Below are 20724 nucleotides of genomic sequence, written 5' to 3'. Positions count from 1 at the left end.
AGACCCTGTTGAGAGAGATGAGACAAAACGCATGACCTATATCGTTGTCGATAACTGCATCGCCTGCAAGTACACCGATTGCGTGGAAGTTTGCCCGGTGGACTGTTTCTACGAGGGCGAGAACATGCTGGTCATCCACCCGGATGAATGTATCGACTGCGGTGTGTGCGAGCCAGAATGCCCCGCCGACGCAATCCGGCCCGACACCGAGCCGGACATGGAAAAATGGGTCGAGTTCAACCGCAAGTATTCGGAAATGTGGCCGGTCATCATCACCAAGAAAAACCCGCTGCCTGAGGCCGAGTCGCGCGATGGCGAGACCGACAAGGTTACCAAGTACTTTTCCGAGGCCCCGGGCGAGGGTGGCTGAGCCCGATTCGCAGGCTTTCAAAGGGTTTCGGGGCGGCAGGCTGCGAAATTAGCTACAATTTTTGCCATGTTTTCAAGGAAGTGAGGGTGTCTTCGCACCACGGCACTTTGAAATGGCGAATTTTTTTGCTACATTAATGTAACAACTGGACGTGTAAACCTGATCAACCACTCGCAGTGCTGCTCGCCTGCGGTGTGGTTTTCTAGCGCTGATAGCCCCGTGATCCTGGAAATGAAGATTTTCGGGTGGGTTTCTGTCGCGGAACTGTGGTGTCCCTGCGAGGAAGCGATTGCATGAGCAAGACCAAGAAATCTGAATTCAGCCCTGACGATTACGTTGTCTATCCGGCCCATGGCGTGGGGCAGATCATCTCCATCGAAGAGCAGGAGATCGCGGGCATTGCGCTGGAACTTTTCGTCATCTCCTTCGAGAAGGACAAGATGACGCTTCGCGTTCCGACCAACAAGGCGACCGAGGTGGGTATGCGCTCGCTCTCGTCTCCCGACGTTGTGTCGAGGGCGATGACCACCCTGAAGGGCAAGGCCAAGGTCAAGCGGGCGATGTGGTCGCGCCGCGCCCAGGAATACGAGCAAAAGATCAATTCCGGCGATCTGATCGCCATCGCCGAGGTGGTGCGCGACCTGCACCGCACCGACGATCAGCGCGAGCAAAGCTATTCCGAGCGTCAGCTTTACGAAGCCGCGCTGGAACGTCTGACCCGCGAAGTGGCGGCCGTCAGCGGCATGGATGAAGGCAAGGCCCAGGAACAGGTCGACGAGGTTCTGATTTCCCGCGTCGCCGCCTGACATCAGACCGATAGGATCAAGGAAAGCCGTGCCCGCAGGGGCGCGGCTTTTTTCTTGCGCGCGGCTCAGCCGGCGCTCTCGCCGCTTGTGGCCGGGCCGCCCTCGTCCTGGGTGACAAGCGCGGTTTCCAGTTCCTTGTTGAGCTGCCGGGCACGCTCGACGTAATCGGCGTTCTGATCCAGCGGCACGCCGGGTTTCCACAGATCGGCCAGTTCGCGCAGGGTCTGGCGGTCATGCTTGTAATAGGCGGTTTCCAGTTCGTTGGCCTCGAAATCGGTCAGGCCCAGATCCTCCAGCACGTAGCGCGCGGCGCGCAGGCTGCTGTCGAACATCTCGCGCACGATATGGTCGGCGCCGGCGCCGTACAGTTCATACACATGCACCCTGTCGCGGGCGCGGGCGACGATATGCAGATCGGGCCGTTCGCGCCGGGCATAGGCGACCAGCCGGGTGTTGGCATCCTTGTCGCCCAGTGCGGCGACCAGCACCTTGGCGGTTTTCAGCCCCGCCGCATGCAGCAGTTCGGGCCGGGTGGGATCGCCGAAGAAGCTTTTGAACCCGAACCTGCGCATCAGTTGGATCGTGGGCAGGTCATGGTCCAGCACCGTGGCCTTGAAACCCGACATCTGAAGCATCCGGTTTACCACCTGCCCGAAGCGGCCGATCCCGGCGATGATGACGGTGTTCTGCTCGTCGATCTCGTCGGCCTCGTGCTCGGGTCCCGGCGCTTCGCGCAGACGGCGGGCCAGCATGTCGTGCAGGATGAAGAACAGCGGCGTCATCAGCATCGACATGGCGATGATCAGCAGCAGGGTCTGGCCCAGCCCCGGCGTCAGTACATTGGTTTGCAGCGCGAAGCTGATCAGCACAAAGCCGAATTCACCGGCCTGGGCCAGCGCCAGGGTGAACAGCCACTTGTTGTCGGCCTTCAGCCGGAACAGGGTCGCGACGCCATACAGGATCAGCCCTTTGACGATCATCAGCGCCAGTGCCAGCCCGATGAACTTGATCGGATTGGCAAACAGCAGGTGGAAATTGATGCCCGCCCCCACGGTCATGAAAAACAGGCCCAGCAGCAGCCCCTTGAAGGGTTCGATGTTGCTTTCCAGTTCGTGCCGGAATTCCGAGTTCGCCAGGACCACACCGGCCAGAAAGGTGCCAAGGGCGGGCGACAGACCCACCATGCCCATCAGCGCGGCGATGCCGACCACGATCAACAGGGCGACGACGGTGAACATCTCGCGCAGGCGGGTGGCGTGAATGATGCGGAACATGTGGGGCGACAGGTAGCGGCCCATCAGGATCACCGCGGCCACCGCGCCCAGGGTTACCAGCGTGACACCCCAGCCGGGCAGTTCGGCCACCAGCGACAGCGCGGTGTCATGCGTGGTCTCGGCAGGTTGCGTGCTGGACCGCGACAGCGAGCCGTCCGGCGCGATCGAGGGTTTCTGCGCCACCGCCAGCAGCGGCAGCAGCGCCAGCATCGGGATCACCGCGATATCCTGGGTCAGCAGCACCGCGAACGTGGCCCGCCCGCCGGCGGTGCGGATCAGGTTCTTTTCGGTCAGGGTCTGCATCACGATCGCGGTCGAGGACAGCGCCAGGATCAACCCCACCGCCAGCGCGGTCTGCCAGACCAGCCCCAGATAGAGCGCGCCCGCCATCATCGCCAGCGTGGTCAGCACGATCTGCAGCCCGCCCATCCCCAACAGCCGGTGGCGCATGTCCCACAGCGCGCGCGGGTCCAGTTCCAGCCCGATCAGGAACAGCATCATCACCACGCCGAATTCGGCGAAGTGCTGTAAATCCTGCATCTCTGACCCCACCAGCCCCAGCACCGGCCCGATCACGATTCCGGCCAGAAGATAGCCCAGCACCGATCCCAGCCCCAGCCGTATGGCCAGCGGCACCGCGATCACCGCTGCGGTCAGGTAAATCGTTGCAAGTACAAGGAAGCTTTCCATCAATCGGTCCTTACGTCGGCACAGGCGCGCGGGCCTTGAACTGGTTCATCACATCGGGCGTCACACGGGACCCCTGTTTTGTTGTCAGAGTAACGTGGCGTCGTCGTGCTTCAATAGAGCGAATGCCAAAGCGCGCGCAATCCATGGGATGGGGGGATGAATCTGTCGGGGATGCCCAAGCGCCGGGCGGTTTGTGCCTAGCTGCCCTGGGGCAGTTCCAGCACCAGGTTGCGGCCGTTCTTCACATAGCGCAATTCGCTTTCGTCAATGGCGGCGACCTTGCCGCCGTCAAGCCGGTCACCCACCTGCACCTTGACATACCGTCCCGAGGGCAACCGCACCAATGCGCGCCGGTCCGCGTCCGATCCGTAGACGCCGATCAGGTTCACCTCGCGCAGGTTGATCGCGTTGGTGAAGGTCGCCTGTTTGGCGACCGAAGCGGTGGTGGGGATCTTCGGTGTGATTGCGGCCGCGGCGGGCACGGCCACCGCCACCGGGGCGGTGTTGGCCTCTTTCAGGGCGCGCTCGACCGAGGCGGCGAAATTCGCCGGGCGCGCGGCGGGCACCAATGAACGGGTGACGACCAGCGGCCCGGCGGCGGTGTCCGGCTCATCGGCGGTTTCGGGTTCCGGCTCGGCATCGGCTTCATCGGCTTCGGGTTCAGGTTCGGGCCGGTCGGGGCGCGCGCGGGGGTGCAGCGCGGCCAGCTCCGCCCGATTCAGCCCGCCGCCGATTTCGGCACGTTCCTGACGGTCGGCCAGATTGTCGGGCCGGTCGCGCGGGCGAAAGGCCGCCAGCGTGGTCCGGGCGGTGTTGGCCTGCTGCTGGTCGAGCGGGACGAGGCTGGCATCGGTTTCGGGGCGCGGCGGCGGCACCACCGGGGGCTTGCCGGAATAGATCAGGTTGCCCTGAGGGCTGAGCGTGCCTTCGGGGCTGGGGGTGACCAGGCCGCGCGCATCCAGCCGGAACACCTGGCCGGGCGCGGGGGGCAGGGACTGCGCGGGCAGCGGGATATCGGTCTGCACCGTCGGGGCGGCGGGCAGGGCCACCGCGTCCTCGCTGCGGATCGCCGGGTCGATCGAGGCGATATAGAGGTCGTCCAAATCTTCCTGCACCGGGGCCGGGGGGGCGTCGGGAACCAGTGCCCGCAGCCCGGCAGGGCCGGGGCCCGCGCTTTCGACCGGCGGCGGGGCGGTGTCCGGCAGCGTCGCCGGTTCCGGCTCAGGCTCCGGTTCCGGTTCCGGTTCAAGTTCCGGTTCGGGGGCCAGTGCGATTACCGGAACGGCGGGGCTTATGGCCGCGTCGGGCAGCAGGGCCACATCCTCGGTCATGAAGACCACCGACCACAGGGCCACGGCGGCCATTGCCAGCAGCAAGACCACGGTCAGGATCACCCCCAGCCCCAACGAGCGCGGTTTTTCAGGCGTGTTCTGCGATTTGCGCGCCCCGAATACGGTCAGCGCCTCGGCCTCGTTTCCGGGGGGCGGGGCGATGGCTGTGGTCGTGGCGGCAGGAATCTCGACCCGGGGAAGGGGCGGCACGGTGGCGGGTTTTGCGGGGGTTTTGGCGCGCGGTTTGCGTTTGGGTTTGGCGGCGGCGCGGGACGGCTCGGCCATGTCGGGCAGTGGTGCGGCGGCGGCGGTCACGCCCGCATTACGCGCGGCCCCTTCCAGTTTCGGCGCATCCCCGGCGGCGGTGTCGAGCAGCGTCAGCCGTGCGGCCACCTGCGGCGCGGCCGGCGGCGGCTCGATCGGCGGGGCCGAGCGATCGCGGCTGGTGGCGAAGCTGGGCCTGGGATCGGGCGGCAGCAGCGGTGCGACCGGGGCGGGGTGTTCGGGTCGCTCAATGGATGGTGGCGGCGGGGCGGCGGGTGCCGCTTCGGGGGCGGGCGGTGGTGTTTCGGCTTTGACGAGGTCGGGCGCCTCGGCCGGACCGCTGACGTTCACCGGCCAGCGGTCGGGCGATACGGCCTCCCCCTCGGGCAGCAGCCGCGCGGCGGCGGTGGTCGGGCCGAACCAGGGTTCGCCGGTGAATTGCCCGGCCTCGGGGGCCGCGACGAAGCTGACCGGGTTGAAGCGGTGTTCACTGGCGAAGGCCTCGGCTTCGTCCAGGGTTTCGCGGGCCACCACGGCCACCTGCGCGGTGTCGCCCGAAACCTGCCAGTCGAACACCAGATCGTCGACCGCATAGGGGGTCAACCCGTCCAGCCCGGCGCGAATCCCGGCTTTCTGCGCGGCTTTTGGGCCGGGGCGGACCGGCAGGGATGTGTACAGGATCTGGCTGTCGGGCAGCACCAGCTTGGTCAGCATACCGCCGCCTTCCAGCGCGGTGGCGGTGCTGCGCAGCATTTTCAGCGCGTCGGTGAAATCTGGATCGTCCAGCGCCACGTTACCCACGCTGTTCCATCCGCCTTTCGTGCGGTGCAACAGGCCGATACCGTCGGGTGACAGGGTTAGGGCGAAACGCGGTTTCATAGTATCCGTTTACAACAGGCCTATAATGAACGGCAGACCAAGTCGCCGCGACGTGTGGACTATAGCGGGATTTTGCCGAGTGAGAGCAAAGATGCAAAGGAAAACCTTGCGGGCTGCGTCAAAGCGCCGAAACCTGTACTGGAAAGAGGAGAACCCCATGCGATTTCTGACTGTTCTGATGCTTGGCCTTGGCTTGGCCACCGCCACCCTGGCCGAAACCCCGGTCCCCACCCTGACCGTCACCGGCGAGGGCGAGGTTGCCACCGCGCCCGATATGGCGACGATCACCCTGGGGGTGACATCCCAGGCCAAGACCGCAGGCGCCGCGATGACCGAAACCTCGGCCCGCACGGCCGAGATGCTGGCGGCGCTGAAGGCCGCGGGGATAGCGCCGCGCGATCTGCAGACCCGGGATCTGAGCCTGCAGCCGCTGTGGAAGAACCGCAACTATTCCTCGGGCGAGGCGCCCGAGATCGACGGATTCGTCGCCGCCAACACCGTGATGGTGCGGGTGCGCGATCTGGACGGGTTGGGGACGGTACTGGATCAGGCGGTCGGACTGGGGGCCAACACGTTCAACGGGCTGCGCTTCGGGTTGCAGGACCCCGCGCCGCAGCAGGACGCGGCGCGCAAGGCCGCTGTGGCCGACGCGATGCGCAAGGCGCAGCTTTACGCGGCGGCGGCAGGGCTGGAACTTGGCCCGGTCCTGTCGATCAGCGAAGCCGGCGCGCCCGCGCCCGCACCGTTCATGATGGAGGCCGCCCGCAGTTCCGTCGCCGCGCCGGTGGAAGGCGGGGAGGTTTCCCTCTCCGCCTCGGTCACCATGGTGTTCGGGATCGGCGGCTAGGGGCGCCGCCCCCCCCTGGATCAGGCCGTGGCCGTGGCCAGCGCCTGATCCAGATCGGCGATCAGGTCGTCCGCGTCCTCGATCCCGATCGACACACGCACCACATTGGGTGCGGCACCTGCGGCGACCTGCTGTTCCGGCGTCAACTGTCGGTGCGTGGTCGAGGCCGAGTGGATCACCAGTGACCGGGTGTCGCCCAGATTGGCCACATGGCTGAACAGCGCGACCGCATCCACGAATTTCACGCAGGCCTCATAGCCCGCCTTCAGCGCGAAGGTGAACAACCCGCCGGTGCCCTTGGGGCACAGCCGCTGGCCGCGCGCGTAATAGGGGCTGGAGGGCAGCCCGGCATAGGTGACATATGCGACCCGCGGGTCGGCCTCCAGCCAGCCGGCCACTTTCACCGCGTTGGCCACATGGCGTTCCATCCGCAGGCTCAGCGTTTCGATCCCCATCAGGGTGTAATGCGCGGCCTGTGGGTTCATCGTCATGCCCAGATCGCGCAGCCCGATGGCAATGCCGTGAAAGGTGAAGGCAAGTGGCCCGAAGGTTTCTTGGAACTTGAGGCCGTGATAGGCGGGCTCGGGCGCCGACAGCGACGGGAACTTGTCCGACGCGGACCAGTCGAACCGCCCCGAATCGACCACCGCGCCGCCGGTCACCGTGCCGTTGCCGGTCAGGTATTTCGTGGTCGAATGCACCACCAGCGTCGCGCCATGCTCGAACGGGCGGCACAGATAGGGCGTGGCCGAGGTGTTGTCGACAATCAGCGGCACGCCCGCCGCGTCCGAAATCGCGCTGATCGCGTCCAGATCGGTGACATAGCCGCCGGGGTTGGCGACGGATTCACAGAATACGGCGCGGGTGTCATCGTCGATGGCCGCCTTCACCGCGTCCAGATCGTCGAAATCCACGAATTTGGCCGACCAGCCGAAGCGTTTGATGGTCTGGCTGAACTGGGTGATCGTGCCGCCATAAAGGCGGGTCGAGGCGACGACGTTGCGCCCCGGTGCCATCAGCGGGAACAGCGCCATGATCTGCGCCGCGTGACCGGACGAGCAGCAGACCGCGCCGGCGCCGCCTTCCAGTGCGGCGATACGGTCCTGCAACACCGCAACGGTGGGGTTGGTCAGCCGCGAATAGATAAAGCCCACCTCCTGCAGATTGAACAGCGCCGCGGCGTGATCGGCATCGCGGAACGCATAGGCGGTGGTCTGGTAAATCGGCGTCTGCCGCGCGCCGGTGGCCGGGTCGGGCGCGGCGCCGGCGTGAATCTGCAGCGTGTCAAAGCCGTAGCTGGGGTTGTCGGACATGAAAACCTCCCTGATCTGATGTCGCGGCGCAGCCTAGGCGATCAGAATGGGGCAGGCAATCGGTCGGATGGTGGCGGCGCGCGTCCGATCAGCCCGGGCCGGGACCCCTGCCGTGACGCTCGCGCCAGCGCAGCGTTTCGCGGCAGCCATCGAGTGAGGGGAAGGAGCAGGGATAGAACTGCCCGCCGATGAGGATGGCCCAGCTTTGATCCTCGCGCCCGTCCACATAGGTGATCAGGTGCCGGCGGATGACGTAATCATCCCCGCCATAGGCCAGGGTGACCGAGGGCATGGCGACGGTCGTCGCCGGCCGGACGGTGCTTTGCTCTTCGCAGCCGGCCAGCATCACGGCGGGCAGTACAAGCGACAGAATCTTCAAGACGGATTTCATGGGGTCTTCTCCCGGTTGTGCAGCATGCCCGCTGCATTCGGGGGCTGTCACATCAGGCAAGCAGGAACGCGCAGACTGCGCAAGGGGGCGTGTGGGGCAAACTGGCACAGGCGCCGGCCCTCAGCGCAGCCACAGATTGGCGTGTTTGATCCGGTTGCGGATCATCTGTTCGCGCGGCGGCAGATCGGCCCGGTCGAACATGGCGCGGACCTTGTGGCCCTTGCCCTGATAGATCACCCGCTTGAACGGCTCGTACTGCTTGATGACCTTCTTGACCTTGTTGGGGGCGGTGATGGTTTCCAGCACATCGACCACGGCATCGCTTTCGCGCGCATACAGCAGCGGCAGCACCCGCCAGTGGCAGGTGATATCCCCGTCCAGCCCGGCCAGTTCCGGGCCCGGCCGGCCACCGCCAAGCGCGTGGATCACCAGCGGCAGCGCCACCTGATCCAGCCAGGGGTCGTATTCCTGACAGGCGGCGGCCATAGGCGGGTCGTCGCGAATGGTTTTGGCATAATCCAGAAACCGCGCGCCGAATTCGCGCGGGCAGCGGTGATAAAACCAGCCCGCGTTGAAATACATGTAGCGCTGCCAGTATTCGTCCGGCTGCGACAGATCGAGCGTCGCCTCGTAATCCAGCCCGAACCTGTCATAAAGCGCGCGCCAGATCTCGGCATATCCCGGCCCGTACAGTTCGATCTTCGGCCAGGTGCCCTCGCGCCGCATCGAGGCCGCGGGCCGGTCGAAATCGAACGCTACCTGCGACAGCGGCCCGGTGATCAGCGTGTCGGTGTCGAAAAACACGAAAGGCTCGCCCGCGGGCAGGGCCGCCAGCCCCTCGATCTTGTTGCCATAGGGGTATTCGCTGCCGAACACATGGCTTTCAAAGGGCACGATCTCGGCCCCCAGCGCGGTCAGCAGATCGCGGGCTTCGGTGTTGGCGATGCGCGGATTGCCCTTCCAGCGCGGGCCGGGCTGCGGTTCGGCCACGATCAGCCGGCCGGTGAAGCCCGGATCGCAGTGCCGCAACGAGGCCGCGAACAGCACGGCCTCGTATTGCAGCCGTCCGGCCTGACCGACGATCATGATGTTGAACGCCCGGCGTTCTGTGTCCTGTGCCGCCATACCCGACCCTGCCCGTGATTTTCGCCACAGTATACCCGCGCGCCGGGCCGGTGAAAGCCCTGGCTGCACGGCATGTGAGTCAGCGGATGGCAGCCGTATTGCCCGGCTGGTCGGCGGCGATGCGTTGGTCCCGATGGTGGGGGTAAAATGCCCGTCTTCGGCCACAGGGTTCAAGAACCGGTTCGCCCGGGCGAAGGTCACCGGAAACGGCAATCACCCTGGCCAGTCTTCGCCCTCAAAGGACGTTTCGGGATTGGCTTCGGGGAAGCGAAGCGCAATCAGAACACTCACCAGATTTCCAGTCAGCGCATAGGCGCACAGCGCGAACAGAAGTGACGAATCGGCCAGCAACGCGGCAGAGCCCGCAACTGTTCCCGAAAACGTCCCGAGGGCGACAATGGGGAGGATCATTGCTGAATTCCTTTTGGGCTTGGGAAAATGGACGGTGCGATCACGGGCGCTGCCGCAGGTCGTTTGAGCGGCACGGATGCAGCGAACCGGAAAGCGGGCAGGCCTTCTGGATCGGGCGGCGGTGGGGCAGGGCGTTGCGCCTGTTTTGCATCCTGTGTTCTGCGGGCATGCCGAACGCCTTTCATCGTGTTGACCACGAACAGAATACTCGGCTGTCCCGCCTGTTTCATTTGCGCAGAAGGCAGTATTCGGGCGCCCAGGCATAGCTTTGCTATCCTATCGCATAGCTTCGGCACGGTTGGGGGCGGGGGATTGCGGGGCACACAGCCGGGCCGAATGAACCGGGAAATGCCCCGGATCGTATCCGGCAAGAAATTCTACATCTCAGCTGAAGGCGCGCAAGGCCGTCCGCGTCTCGCTCCAGGCCGCGCGAAGATCGTCCGCGCCGGCCTCGAACGGACCAAGATCGCCGGTCTTGCAGCACGTTTCCAGCATGTGCAGGCAGCTGCGCAACCGGGCCGCGCCGAACGTACCCGCAGCCCCCGCCACCTTGTGAAGCAGCGCCGCCATTCGGGCTGCGGACGCTTCGTCCGCGGGGCGCGCTATGTCCGGCATGGCGGCCTCGACCTCAGCCATAAAGGAGTTCAGCGAAGCCGCGAATTTCTCCTCTCCCAACAGCTCGCGAAGCTCCAGAATTTGCGCGGTCTCCAGCACGGCAGTCCCGCTTTGGGCCGCCTCTGGCCTTTCGGAAGGGTCATGGTCTTCGGGCGCATCTGCGGCGAAACGCTTCAGCGCGTCATGCAGCACGATGCGGTTGACCGGCTTGATCAGGCACAACTCCATGCCCGCCCTCTCGAAACGCTCGCGTTCGCCGGGCAGGGCATGTGCCGTCAGGCCGATGATCGTGGCTTGCGCAGATTTTCCGCCGCCCGCGCGGATGCGTTCCGTCGCCTCCACGCCATCCATCACCGGCATGCTGATGTCCATCAGGATGACATCGAAATGGCAGGCGGCGGCCAGCTTCACACCTTCCAGACCGTCATGTGCCTCGGTCACCTCGTGCCCGAGGATTTCCAGGATTTCACGGGCCACGAACCGATTGACCTGATTGTCCTCGACGACCAGCACGGACAGGGGGCGTATCTGACCGGACGGCATTCTTTCTGCGGCGGTGGTCACGCCCCGAGGCTCGGAGGCGCTTTCCCCTGCCGCAGCTTCGCGCAGCGGTATGCGCAGCCAAAAGGTGCTGCCCTTGCCCAGTTCGCTTTGCACATGAATCTCGCCGCCCATCGCCTCGACCATCCGGCGGCATATGCCCAGCCCCAACCCGGTTCCGCCGGTGCTGCGGCTGTAGGACACGTCGATCGTTACGAAATCATCGAACACACGGGACAGGTTTTCCTGGGCGATGCCGATGCCGGTGTCACTGACCCGGAATTCCATCATCCTGTCGCCATCCTCCGACGACACCTCTTCCAGCACGATCGTGATGCTGCCGTTGGCCGTGAACTTGACGGCATTGCCGGTCAGGTTGAACAGGGTCTGGCCAAGCCTGAACCTGTCACCATGCATGAGAAAGCCGGGCGAAACATGGCTGCGCAGGGTAATTGTATTGCCGCGTTCGTTTGCCAGCACGCGGTTGATTTCCGCCACCCTTTCGACGACCTCGCGCGGCGAGAAGACCGTATCCTCCAGAACCAGCGCATCCGCTTCCATCTTCGTGATATCAAGCACGTCGTTGATATGGCGCAACAGCAACTGCCCCGCAGCGTTCGCGATATCGAGATAGCGTTCCTGTTTCGGCGATAACGGCGTCGTCGCGATCAGATCCAGCGTGCCCATAAGGCCATTCAGGGGTGTGCGCATTTCATGGCTCATGACCGCCAGAAAGTTCGATTTGGCCTTGTCGGCGGCCAGCGCCTGATCGCGGGCCTCTGTCAGGTCCTGATTTGCCTTCAGCCGGGCGGAAATGTCGCGCAGAAACGACACGAAAATCGTTCCCTCCGGGCCGGTCGAGGCGGCGATCGAAACCTCTACCGGAATTTCCGCGCCATCGCGTCTTGTCGCCACCAGTTCGATCAGACCGGCGTCAACGACCTTTTTCTTGCCCGTGGTCAGAAACCGCTCCATCCCTTTGGAATGTGCGTCGCGGAACCGTTCAGGTACGATCAGTTCGGTCAGCCGCTGGCCAATCGCATCTTCCTTGGGATAGCCGAATATTCTTGTCGCCGGGCTATTGAAGTCGATGATCGTGCCGGTGCTGTCGGCCACGATAATCGCATCCAGCGACGCCCCCACCATGGAATTCAGGCGTATATTGCTTTGCTGCCTGCGCTTGCTTTCACGCTCGGTGGCGCCGAACTGGCGAAACAGGATGATCAGGACCCCGGCCAGCGCAATGATCATGGCCCCTGACAAGAGGCTGGTCCTGAACAGAAGCGAGGAGAGAAAGACGCGCTGTTCGGTCGACCGATGCGCAAAGATGTTGATCCCGTCGATTGCAATGGCGCGGGCAGCGCCGCGCAGATCTGCGGCGTCGTGTTCAAGCTGGGCCACAGCGGCCAGCAGGGCGTCGTCCGGCCCATCGATCAGCGGAACCGTTTCCTTGATGAACCGCTCGACCTGCAGCAAGGAGGTGGCGGTCTTCGGGGCGGCCCGGATTTCCTGATAAATCGCGCCGTTCGAAAGTGTATTCAGGCGACTGTACAACACATCGAACCGCCGGCGGACGCTTTCCAGTGTGCGCCCGATATCGTCGGCGTGATGGGTTTCGGCCAGCGCGATCCTGAAGACCAGAAGATCGACCTCAAGCTGCGACAGGTTCCATTGGATGTTGTCGGAAGAGGCCGTGCGCAGGATGCGCAATTCCTTGCGAACCTGCGCGATCTGGACCGCAAGCACCCCGACCCCGATCATCATCAGAAAGGTGAGCAGGGCAATCTTGTAACGTCGGGCTATACGCCATCGGGGTCGGTCTGTTTCCACCACAGATGGAATGCTCCCACTATGTTGTCAGCCATTCCTATTTGATCACGACGATCCGGTCCAGTTGCCAGATGCTGCGCGAATAAACGACTTCGCTGCGGTAATCCTCCGACAGATCATAGGGATAGATTATCCAAAGCGGCCCCTTGTCGCGCACCGACATTTCGGCGCCATCCAGGCGATAGGCCACGATAGGGCCCTGTTCCGAAAGGCTTGAAACAGGAATATCGACCGCGTAGTCGTTGATCGCCGTCGCCCGGAGCACGCGCCCATCGGCGCCAACGGTGTCAAGAAGTTCCGTGAGCAAGACACCCGTGAACCGATGGACGCCGTCTGTCCAGATCGTGGCCGTGCTGAATTCCGTGGTCGGCAGGTGTTGCAGCATCTCCAGATCGAACATGGCCGTGCCATGGGGATCGGTGGCGGAGATTTCACCGCTGATCGTCAGGACCACCTCGGATGTCGGGGCCGGCGGGGTTTCGGCAAACGCCTGACCCGATGCCAACGCCATCAGGGGGAGAGTGAAAATTGCGACGGCGGCAGCTTTCTTGACGATCTCTAACATCGATGAAACATCCTTAAAATAGTTCTATTTGCGCCATGGCGCGCTTATCGGCGGCCTGCGACGCGGCGCCCATTTTCAGGATGCCCGCGCAGAAATATAGCCATAGCGGGTTTTCCGTCGCCACACACACAAGCATAGGTGTATATACCTATACCAAGGTATAGGTTGGGCGTGCTGGGGGGCTGCCTGACGTGAGATCTGGATTTATCCGACATGTGACCATACTCCGGTCACAAACGGGTTCAAGGCTAGGCGGCGATGGCGTTGCCACACGGGTTCGGTGGCACGCAGCCGGGGCATGACTATCGGGGCGACAGTACCGGCCGGTACGAGAGCGGGGAGCTAACAGTATGAGAATTCTGGTTGCGGACGACCATGATCTGGTTCGGGAAACCATCGCGGCCTTCTTGACGAAAGAAGAGCGGGTGAGCGTTATCCAGGCCTCCGACCTCAACCAGGCGCTGGCCGAGATCAAGAAAGGGGATGCTTTCGACATCGCGCTTCTTGACTATACGATGCCTGGAATGAACGGCCTTGAAGGGCTTAAAAAGGCCATCGACGCCAGTGGCGGAAACCCTGTCGCGTTGATTTCCGGCACCGCGAACAAGGCGATTGCGGATGAAGCCCTCAAGCTTGGGGCGGCGGGTTTTCTGCCAAAGACCATGTCCGCCAAGACGATGATCAATGCGGTCAAGTTCATGTCCATGGGCGAAATCTATGCGCCGATCGATTTCATGACGGCCGAAGAGGAAGAGAACGAGGCGGCAAGCCAGCTTACCCTGCGTGAAAGGCAAGTGCTGAAGGGCATCGCCGAGGGCAAGGCGAACAAAGAGATCGCCCGCGACTATGACCTGCAGGAAGTTACCGTGAAGCTGCATGTGAAGAACCTTTGCCGCAAGCTGGCCGCGAAGAACCGCACACATGCCGCGATGATCGCGCGCGATCGCGACATGATCTGAGGTTTGAACCTTCTGACCTGATCAGGCGGACACCCGGGCGAACCGCGCCGAAGGATCTGCCACACGCGCATCCGAAACGGATTCCCCGATAAACCGATCTGTTGCATAGGCCCGCCTACCCCAAAGTAGTGCGGGCTATTCAGAGTAGGCCTCTCAATCTCCCTTTCCGCCACTGTCATGCAAGCGCCCGTCGGGCAGGGTCTGGCATGGCAGCGGGCCACGGACCCGGCTGCGGTCCGATCTGGTAATGGAGTAACGATATGGTACGTCACACACTGAAGCTGTTTCCCCTTGTTCTTGCACTGAGCGGCCTTCCTGCGCCGGTCGCCATGGCAAGTGATTTCGCCCGATGGAACGAAAACAGTGCCCGTGATCTGCCCACCGCACTGAACGCGGAGTTCGGCCTGTTCAACGATGGCCGGAAATATGCGTTTCACCCCGTGGCCGGGCCGGATATGCGCGAAATCCGCGTCGCGCAGACACGTTTTTCCGGCGAAGGGGACGCCGCACAGCTGAAATTCCTGATCGCCCAGGCCGAGGCGGGCGCCCAAGGATATGACGCCGTGCATCTGGGGGCCGCGCGGCGACCTGCGCAAAACCCGACCTCGATGACGATCCGCGAAATCCTGGAATGGGTGAAGGCCACACCGGGACAACCCCACGCCATCGGCCGCTATCAGTTCATTCCCTCGACACTGCGCGATCTGGCCAAGCGCAGCGGGGTGGATCATTCGGTCCGTTTCAGCCCACAGCTGCAGGAACATTTCGCAAATATTCTGCTTCGCGACGCCGGGTTCGACGCGTTCCGGGACGGGCGGATCAGCCGTACCCGGTTCATGAACAATCTGGCGGGTATCTGGGCGGGATTGCCGACCAGTTCGGGCCGGTCGGCCTATCACGGCTATGCCGGCAACCGCGCCGTGATCAGCTGGGCCGCCTATACGCGCGAGATGGCGGCGATTTTCCGATAACCCCCGAACGAACCGGGGGCAATCCAGCCCAAGGGGTCACGACCGGGTGCCAAGGCGCCCGGTCGTTGCGCGTTTAAGGTCGCGGCGCGGCCTATCCGAAAGCATAGGCACCCCATAACAATGGCCCGCCCGCTATCCCCCCGCTGCATCCTGTCGGGCCGCCCGGGCCGCTAGGTTTTCCCTGATACCCCCTGCTTTCACGCCGGTCCGCCCAAGGGTCCGGCATGGCGCGGCATCGGGGGCATGTCAGGTAAAGATTTTGAGAAAGCGAAAGAACATGGCGATATTCCCCAAGCAGCAGCACTTTCGCGCAGGGCGCAACCGCACCGGCGCGGCGGCGGTCCTGCTTGCCCTGACCGCCACGTCCGCCGTGGCGCAGACCTGCTCGGTCTCGCCCGATTTCGTCGACTGGGTGACCCCCGGCACCCTCGGGATCACGGGGGATCAGACCGGCACGCTGCAATGGGGGTCGGCCTCGGCCACGGTGACGATCAGTGGTCCGCAATTCGTGGTCGGCACCGAAACCTCGATCATCCGCTTCAACGAGGATCCCGGCGGCCGGGGAACCTTCAGCGTCGCGTTCGACGCGCCGGTCGTTCATGACATCAACGTCTTTTTCGGCAACCTCGGCCGTACCACGGCGGACGCGCTGGGATCAGGCATCGTCGGTGATTTCGGGATTGATACATCCGATGGCGGATCGCTGGCCAATGTCGGCGTCACGCTGTCGCCGCTCGACAATGCCGGGTATTTCCAGACCTTCGTGTCGGATACGCAGGGCTTTGCGCTAACCACGCTCAGCGGCCCCGGACCGGACGGGTTGCCCCTGGACGGGCGCACCTGGATCCATGACGCGGTGCTGGATTTCGGCAATGGTGGCGCCGATCAGGCGTACGGCATGGTTGATCTGGCCTATGACGCGCCCGTCGCGATCACCCCCGCTTCGGCCACGATCGACGCCTTCAGCTTTCGTCAGATCGGCGACGGCGTGGGGCCCACTGGCGCGCTGGGCATTCAGGCACGCATGCGGTCGTGCATCACCGCCGCCACCGACGATCTGAGCGCCACCCCTGTGGCCGGCGATACCGGCGGCACCACCGCCAGCGTGCTGGGCAACGATATGCTGAACGGCGCAGGCGTCGCGACCGGATTGGCCGGCAATGTCACGCTTGCCGTGGTCACCGGCGCCGCACCCGCCACCGGCGCGGTCACCCTGAACACCGACACCGGCGAGATCGAGGTGACCGCCGGTACCGCTGCGGGCACCTACACCATCGAATACGCGATCACCGACCGGCCCGTCGGCGGGGTCGCCAGCAATACCGACACCGCGCTTGCCACGGTGGTGGTCACCGCGCCCGCCGCAGCGGTGATCAGCGCCGATGACGACGACTTTTCCGCCACGCCGATCAACGGTTTTCTGGGGGGGACGGCGGGCGATGCGTTCGATGGCGACACCCTGGACGGGGGGCAGGTAGAGGCGGGCGCAGTGACGGCCACGGTCCTGTCCCCGGCCACACCGGCGACCAGCGGTGCCGCAGTGCCCGAGCTTGTCCTTTCGGGTGTCAACGAGGGGTTTGTCAACGTTCCCGCCCCCACCCCTGCGGGGCTTTACACGATTCAGTATCAGCTGTGCGAAGATGCCAATCCCGGCAATTGCGACGTCGCCACGATAACGGTGACGGTTCTGAACGGGCTGGGGCTGGATTACGGCGATGCCCCGATCAGCTATCTGGCCCCCGCGCATAACGTGCCGACCGTGCCCACGGTCTTTCTGGGCAGCGTCGCACCCGACACCGAACCGTTCGAGCAGCCCGGCGCCGCCGCCACCGGCGACGACCTGGCCGATGTCGATGACGAAGATGGCGTGACCTTCCCGGTCCTGACCCAGGGCACCCTGACCACCATGACGGCGGCCGTGACCGGCCCCGGCCTGCTTCAGGGCTGGATCGACTTCAACGGCGACGGGGTATTCGAGGATGTCCTTGGCGAACGCATCGCCACCGATCTGGCCGATGACGGCACCGGCGCCGACACCTTGGCGGGCGATGGCGCGATTCAGTTCGTCGTCGATGTGCCGACTGACGCGGTGACCACCACCACCTATGCCCGGTTCCGCTTTTCCAGCACCGCCGGGCTGGACGCGCAACTGTTCGCAGCCGACGGCGAGGTCGAGGATTACGCCCTGATCATCGCCGCCGCCGATCTGGTCGACCGTGGCGATGCGCCCGCCAGCTATGGCGCTCCCCGGCACATTGTCGTGCCGCTGATCTATCTGGGCGCTGGGCGGCCCGATACCGAACTTGCCCCCCAGGGCAACGCGGCGGCCAATGGCGACGACCTTGCCGGGATCGATGACGAGGATGGTATCGCCATCCTTCCGACATTCGTGGCCGGTACCACCACATCCGTGACCGTGCAGACCCACGAAACCCTCAGCCTGCAGCTTGAACTGCCGCTGCCCCCCATCGGCTTGGTCGGTATCACCAATCTGCAGATGTGGATCGATTTCGATGGCGACGGCGTGTTCAGCCCGGCCGAGCAAGTCGCCGCCGACTATCGCGATGGCGGTACCGGCGACACCGACGGCACGTTCAACAATTCGATCAGTTTCGATGTCGCGGTCCCGTCCAACGCGCCTTCGCAAACCACCTTCGCCCGGCTGCGCTGGTCCACCACCAGCGGGCTTGCGCCCAACGCCTTTGACGGGTTGAACCTGGACGGCGAGGTCGAGGATTATCTGGTGACGATCGTCAACAACAGCCCGCCGCTGACCTGCGATTCCAGCTTTTACATGATCGCGAACGAGACCGCGCAAAACCTGCCCGCGCTCACCCGCCTGGAAGTGACGGCCAACGGCACCGGCTATGACCTCAGCCAGACCCTGCTGCCGCCCGACTATACCGGCAACTATCTGGTGACCGGCTGGGGTTACAATGAGCTGGACGGCTATATCTATGGCGTCGGTCAGTCGCCCCGGACCCTTTGGCGGATCGACGCCACCGGCGCGGTGACTGAGGCCGCCGATCTGTCGGCGCTGGGGCTGGAAGCGCCCGATACCGCCACCGACATCCTGCCCAACGGCATCCTGATCTACAAATCCGGCACCTCGAACAGCGTCTATCAGCTGCTCGATCTTTCCGACCCGGCAAACCCGGTGAATGCCGGGGTGCTGAATGTGGGCGGCGGCGCACCTTATGGGCGCGACATGGCCTATAATTCACGTGACGGGCTGATCTATTTCTTCGATTCTTCGCGCGATCTGTATGCGTTCGATCCCAATAACGGCGTGGCGGGGGCGACAACGGCCACGCTGATCAAAGCGCAGGTTCCCTTACCCGCCGGGTATTTCGCGATGGATATTGATTCTGTCTGGTTCGACCAGCAGGGCTATATCTATGGCTTCGACAACCAGTCGCGGCAGGTCTTCGCGCTGGAGGTCGGCGTGGACGGCAACCGCCCGGCGACCTGGGATTTCATCGAAATCAACGGCACTGTGGCCAACCTGACCTATCAGGGCAATGACGGCGCATCCTGCCGCGGTCCCGGTCCGTTCGCGCCCGCCCTGCCCACCGGCGGCAGCCTTTCGGGCAACGTCTATGTCGATGCCAATGCTTCGGACAGCCGCGACGCGGGCGAGGCCAATCTGGGCGCGGGCATCGCGATCGCACTTTACGACGACAAGGGCACGCCGGGCGATCTTACCGACGACACGTTCCTTGCCACCACCGATACCGCGTCGGGCGGTACCTATGCCTTCACCGATCTGTCCGACGCGCTGACCTACCGGATCCAGATCGACACCGCAGACCCGGACCTGCCCGCCGGATCCGCGATCGGCACCTCCAACCCGCTGCTTGGGGTGGCGGTTGTCGATGGCGCGGATACGGGCAATCAGGATTTCGGCTTCGACCCGCAGCAAAGCGACCTGTCGATCACCAAGACCGCACTTAGCGCCGCCACCGGCCAGCCCGTGACCACGGCGGCCGAGGGCGACGTGATCGACTGGGTGATCACGGTCACCAATGCCGGCCCCGGCTCGCCCGCCGGTGTGCGGGTGATGGAGCGTCTCCCCAGCGGGTTCCAGTATATTTCCGACGATGCCCCGGCCACCGGCGACACCTATGACCCCGATACCGGCATTTGGGTCGTTGACGAAATCCTGTCGGGCGCGTCCGAAACTCTGACCATCCGCACCAGCGTTCTGGGCGCGGGCGACCGGACCAACACGGCCGAGATCATCGCAAGCTCGCTTCAGGATACGGACAGCGACCCGGGGGTCGGACCCCGCACCGACGATCTGGGCGACGGAGCCGCCGATGACGACGAGGCAAGCTATACGGTCACGCTGGAGACCGGCCAGCGCCTGTTGGAGGGCCGCGTTTTCATCGACAACGGCACCGGCGGCGGCACCGCGCATGATGCTGCGCTGAACGGCGGCGAGGGGGGCACGCAGAATGCCAGCCTGACCCTTCTTGACGGCGCGGGCGGCGTGCTGGCCAGCCCCCGGATCCTGGCCGATGGCAGCTGGCGGTATGCGCTGGCCGCAGGCTATAGTGGGCCGCTGACCGTGATGGTGGTGCCGGACGGCGATCATCTGACGATCTCAGAGGCGAATACCGGCCTGCCCGGCCTATCCAACAGCGATCCTCATGATGGCGCGTTTACCTTCACCCCGGAGGCGGGGGCCGGGTATGCCGGGCTTGATTTCGGCCTGATCCGCGCCGCCACCCTGACCCAGGATCAGACATCGGGCATCGAGGCGGGCCAGGTGGCAATGCTGGCGCATGACTATACAGCGCATTCCGCCGGCACGGTGACCTTCGGCATCGAGGACGAGGTCCAGACCCCGGCGGGTGCCTTCGCCGCGACGATCTATCTGGACGGGGATTGCGACGGCACGCCCGACAGCGCCATTACCGCGCCGATCGCCGTGGCCGCGGACACCCGGCTTTGCCTGATTTCCCGCGTCACCGCGAATTCCGGCATCGGTTCTGGCAGCAGCTTTTCCTATGCGCTGGTTGCGACGACCGCTTACAGCGGCACATCGGCCGTCGCCCGGACAAGCAATACGGACAGGCTGATCAGCGGGGCTGGCAATGGCCGCCTTGAATTGACCAAGACAGTCCGCAACCAGACGCAGAACACGCCCGAAGGCGCGTCGAATGCCGGGGCCGTGGGGGATGTGCTGCAATACCGCATCTACCTGACGAACCCCGGCAGCGTCCCGGCCAGCAATGTGATCATCTATGACAAGACACCGGCCTATACAGCACTCGCCGCGGCGATACCCAGCCCGGTCGCGCTTGGTTCGGACTTGACCTGCACGGTGGCACAGCCGGTTTCGAATGCGGCCGGTTATGCGGGCGCGTTGCGCTGGGACTGCACCGGCAGCTATGCGCCGGGCGACACCGGGTCGGTCAGCTTTCAGGTTCGGATATCTCCGTAGAAAAGGGTCCGATCAGACCCCGAATCCTTGCAGTGGTGGTTCGGGCCGATGCCCGTTCGGCCAAGCGGCAGGGCATCCCGTGGCGCGCGGGAGG

Annotated in this window: 14 protein-coding genes; 6 read left to right on the top strand and 8 right to left on the bottom strand. The window is 64.3% G+C overall.

Going from position 1 to position 20724, the window contains the following annotated elements; all coding sequences use genetic code 11:
* The first annotated feature begins 31 nt into the window (after positions 1 to 31).
* Complete coding sequence (fdxA, locus tag ACSR1C_RS15330; protein WP_460260255.1) at positions 32 to 370, top strand: ferredoxin FdxA; 339 nt, start codon at positions 32 to 34, stop codon at positions 368 to 370.
* A gap of 293 nt (positions 371 to 663) precedes the next feature.
* Positions 664 to 1176 (top strand): CarD family transcriptional regulator, encoded by a 513-nt coding sequence (locus tag ACSR1C_RS15325; RefSeq protein WP_460260254.1) that lies wholly within the window; start codon positions 664 to 666, stop codon positions 1174 to 1176.
* 65 nt (positions 1177 to 1241) lie between these two features.
* Here the strand turns inward: ACSR1C_RS15325 and ACSR1C_RS15320 are convergent, their stop codons facing one another.
* A complete protein-coding gene (locus tag ACSR1C_RS15320; RefSeq protein ID WP_460260253.1) occupies positions 1242 to 3140 on the bottom strand; it encodes a monovalent cation:proton antiporter-2 (CPA2) family protein in 1899 nt (632 codons plus the stop codon).
* 197 nt (positions 3141 to 3337) lie between these two features.
* A complete protein-coding gene (locus tag ACSR1C_RS15315; protein ID WP_460260252.1) occupies positions 3338 to 5614 on the bottom strand; it encodes a hypothetical protein in 2277 nt (758 codons plus the stop codon).
* Between the two features lie 157 nt (positions 5615 to 5771).
* Between ACSR1C_RS15315 and ACSR1C_RS15310 the strand changes: the two genes are divergently transcribed.
* On the top strand, positions 5772 to 6461 hold the full coding sequence (locus ACSR1C_RS15310; RefSeq protein ID WP_460260251.1) for an SIMPL domain-containing protein: 690 nt from the start codon (positions 5772 to 5774) through the stop codon (positions 6459 to 6461).
* Between the two features lie 20 nt (positions 6462 to 6481).
* On the opposite strand, the gene ACSR1C_RS15305 is transcribed toward ACSR1C_RS15310, so the two are convergent.
* From ACSR1C_RS15305 to ACSR1C_RS15280, 6 genes are all read right to left on the bottom strand, one after another.
* Complete coding sequence (locus ACSR1C_RS15305; RefSeq protein ID WP_460260250.1) at positions 6482 to 7774, bottom strand: O-acetylhomoserine aminocarboxypropyltransferase/cysteine synthase family protein; 1293 nt, start codon at positions 7772 to 7774, stop codon at positions 6482 to 6484.
* Positions 7775 to 7862: 88 nt separating this feature from the next.
* Positions 7863 to 8165 (bottom strand): hypothetical protein, encoded by a 303-nt coding sequence (locus tag ACSR1C_RS15300; RefSeq protein ID WP_460260249.1) that lies wholly within the window; start codon positions 8163 to 8165, stop codon positions 7863 to 7865.
* Positions 8166 to 8285: 120 nt separating this feature from the next.
* Complete coding sequence (locus ACSR1C_RS15295; protein WP_460260248.1) at positions 8286 to 9290, bottom strand: hypothetical protein; 1005 nt, start codon at positions 9288 to 9290, stop codon at positions 8286 to 8288.
* Positions 9291 to 9503: 213 nt separating this feature from the next.
* On the bottom strand, positions 9504 to 9701 hold the full coding sequence (locus ACSR1C_RS15290; protein WP_460260247.1) for a hypothetical protein: 198 nt from the start codon (positions 9699 to 9701) through the stop codon (positions 9504 to 9506).
* Between the two features lie 384 nt (positions 9702 to 10085).
* Entirely contained in the window at positions 10086 to 12620 is a 2535-nt protein-coding gene (locus tag ACSR1C_RS15285) for a hybrid sensor histidine kinase/response regulator (protein ID WP_460260246.1), read from the bottom strand.
* A 103-nt stretch (positions 12621 to 12723) separates the two neighbouring features.
* Entirely contained in the window at positions 12724 to 13251 is a 528-nt protein-coding gene (locus tag ACSR1C_RS15280; protein WP_460260245.1) for a putative pterin-binding protein, read from the bottom strand.
* Positions 13252 to 13601: 350 nt separating this feature from the next.
* Between ACSR1C_RS15280 and ACSR1C_RS15275 the strand changes: the two genes are divergently transcribed.
* From ACSR1C_RS15275 to ACSR1C_RS15265, 3 genes are all read left to right on the top strand, one after another.
* Positions 13602 to 14210: a response regulator gene (locus ACSR1C_RS15275; protein WP_460260244.1), complete on the top strand. Its 609-nt coding sequence runs from the start codon at positions 13602 to 13604 to the stop codon at positions 14208 to 14210.
* Between the two features lie 260 nt (positions 14211 to 14470).
* Positions 14471 to 15181 carry a hypothetical protein gene (locus ACSR1C_RS15270; protein WP_460260243.1) on the top strand — a complete coding sequence of 237 codons (711 nt, stop codon included), beginning with the start codon at positions 14471 to 14473 and terminating at the stop codon, positions 15179 to 15181.
* A gap of 277 nt (positions 15182 to 15458) precedes the next feature.
* Positions 15459 to 20630 (top strand): GEVED domain-containing protein, encoded by a 5172-nt coding sequence (locus ACSR1C_RS15265; protein ID WP_460260242.1) that lies wholly within the window; start codon positions 15459 to 15461, stop codon positions 20628 to 20630.
* Positions 20631 to 20724 lie beyond the last annotated feature (94 nt).

This window comes from Actibacterium sp. D185-2 (genome assembly GCF_054954595.1).
Note: the sequence above shows the minus strand (reverse complement) of the source record. Positions and strands in the feature narration are given on the sequence as shown.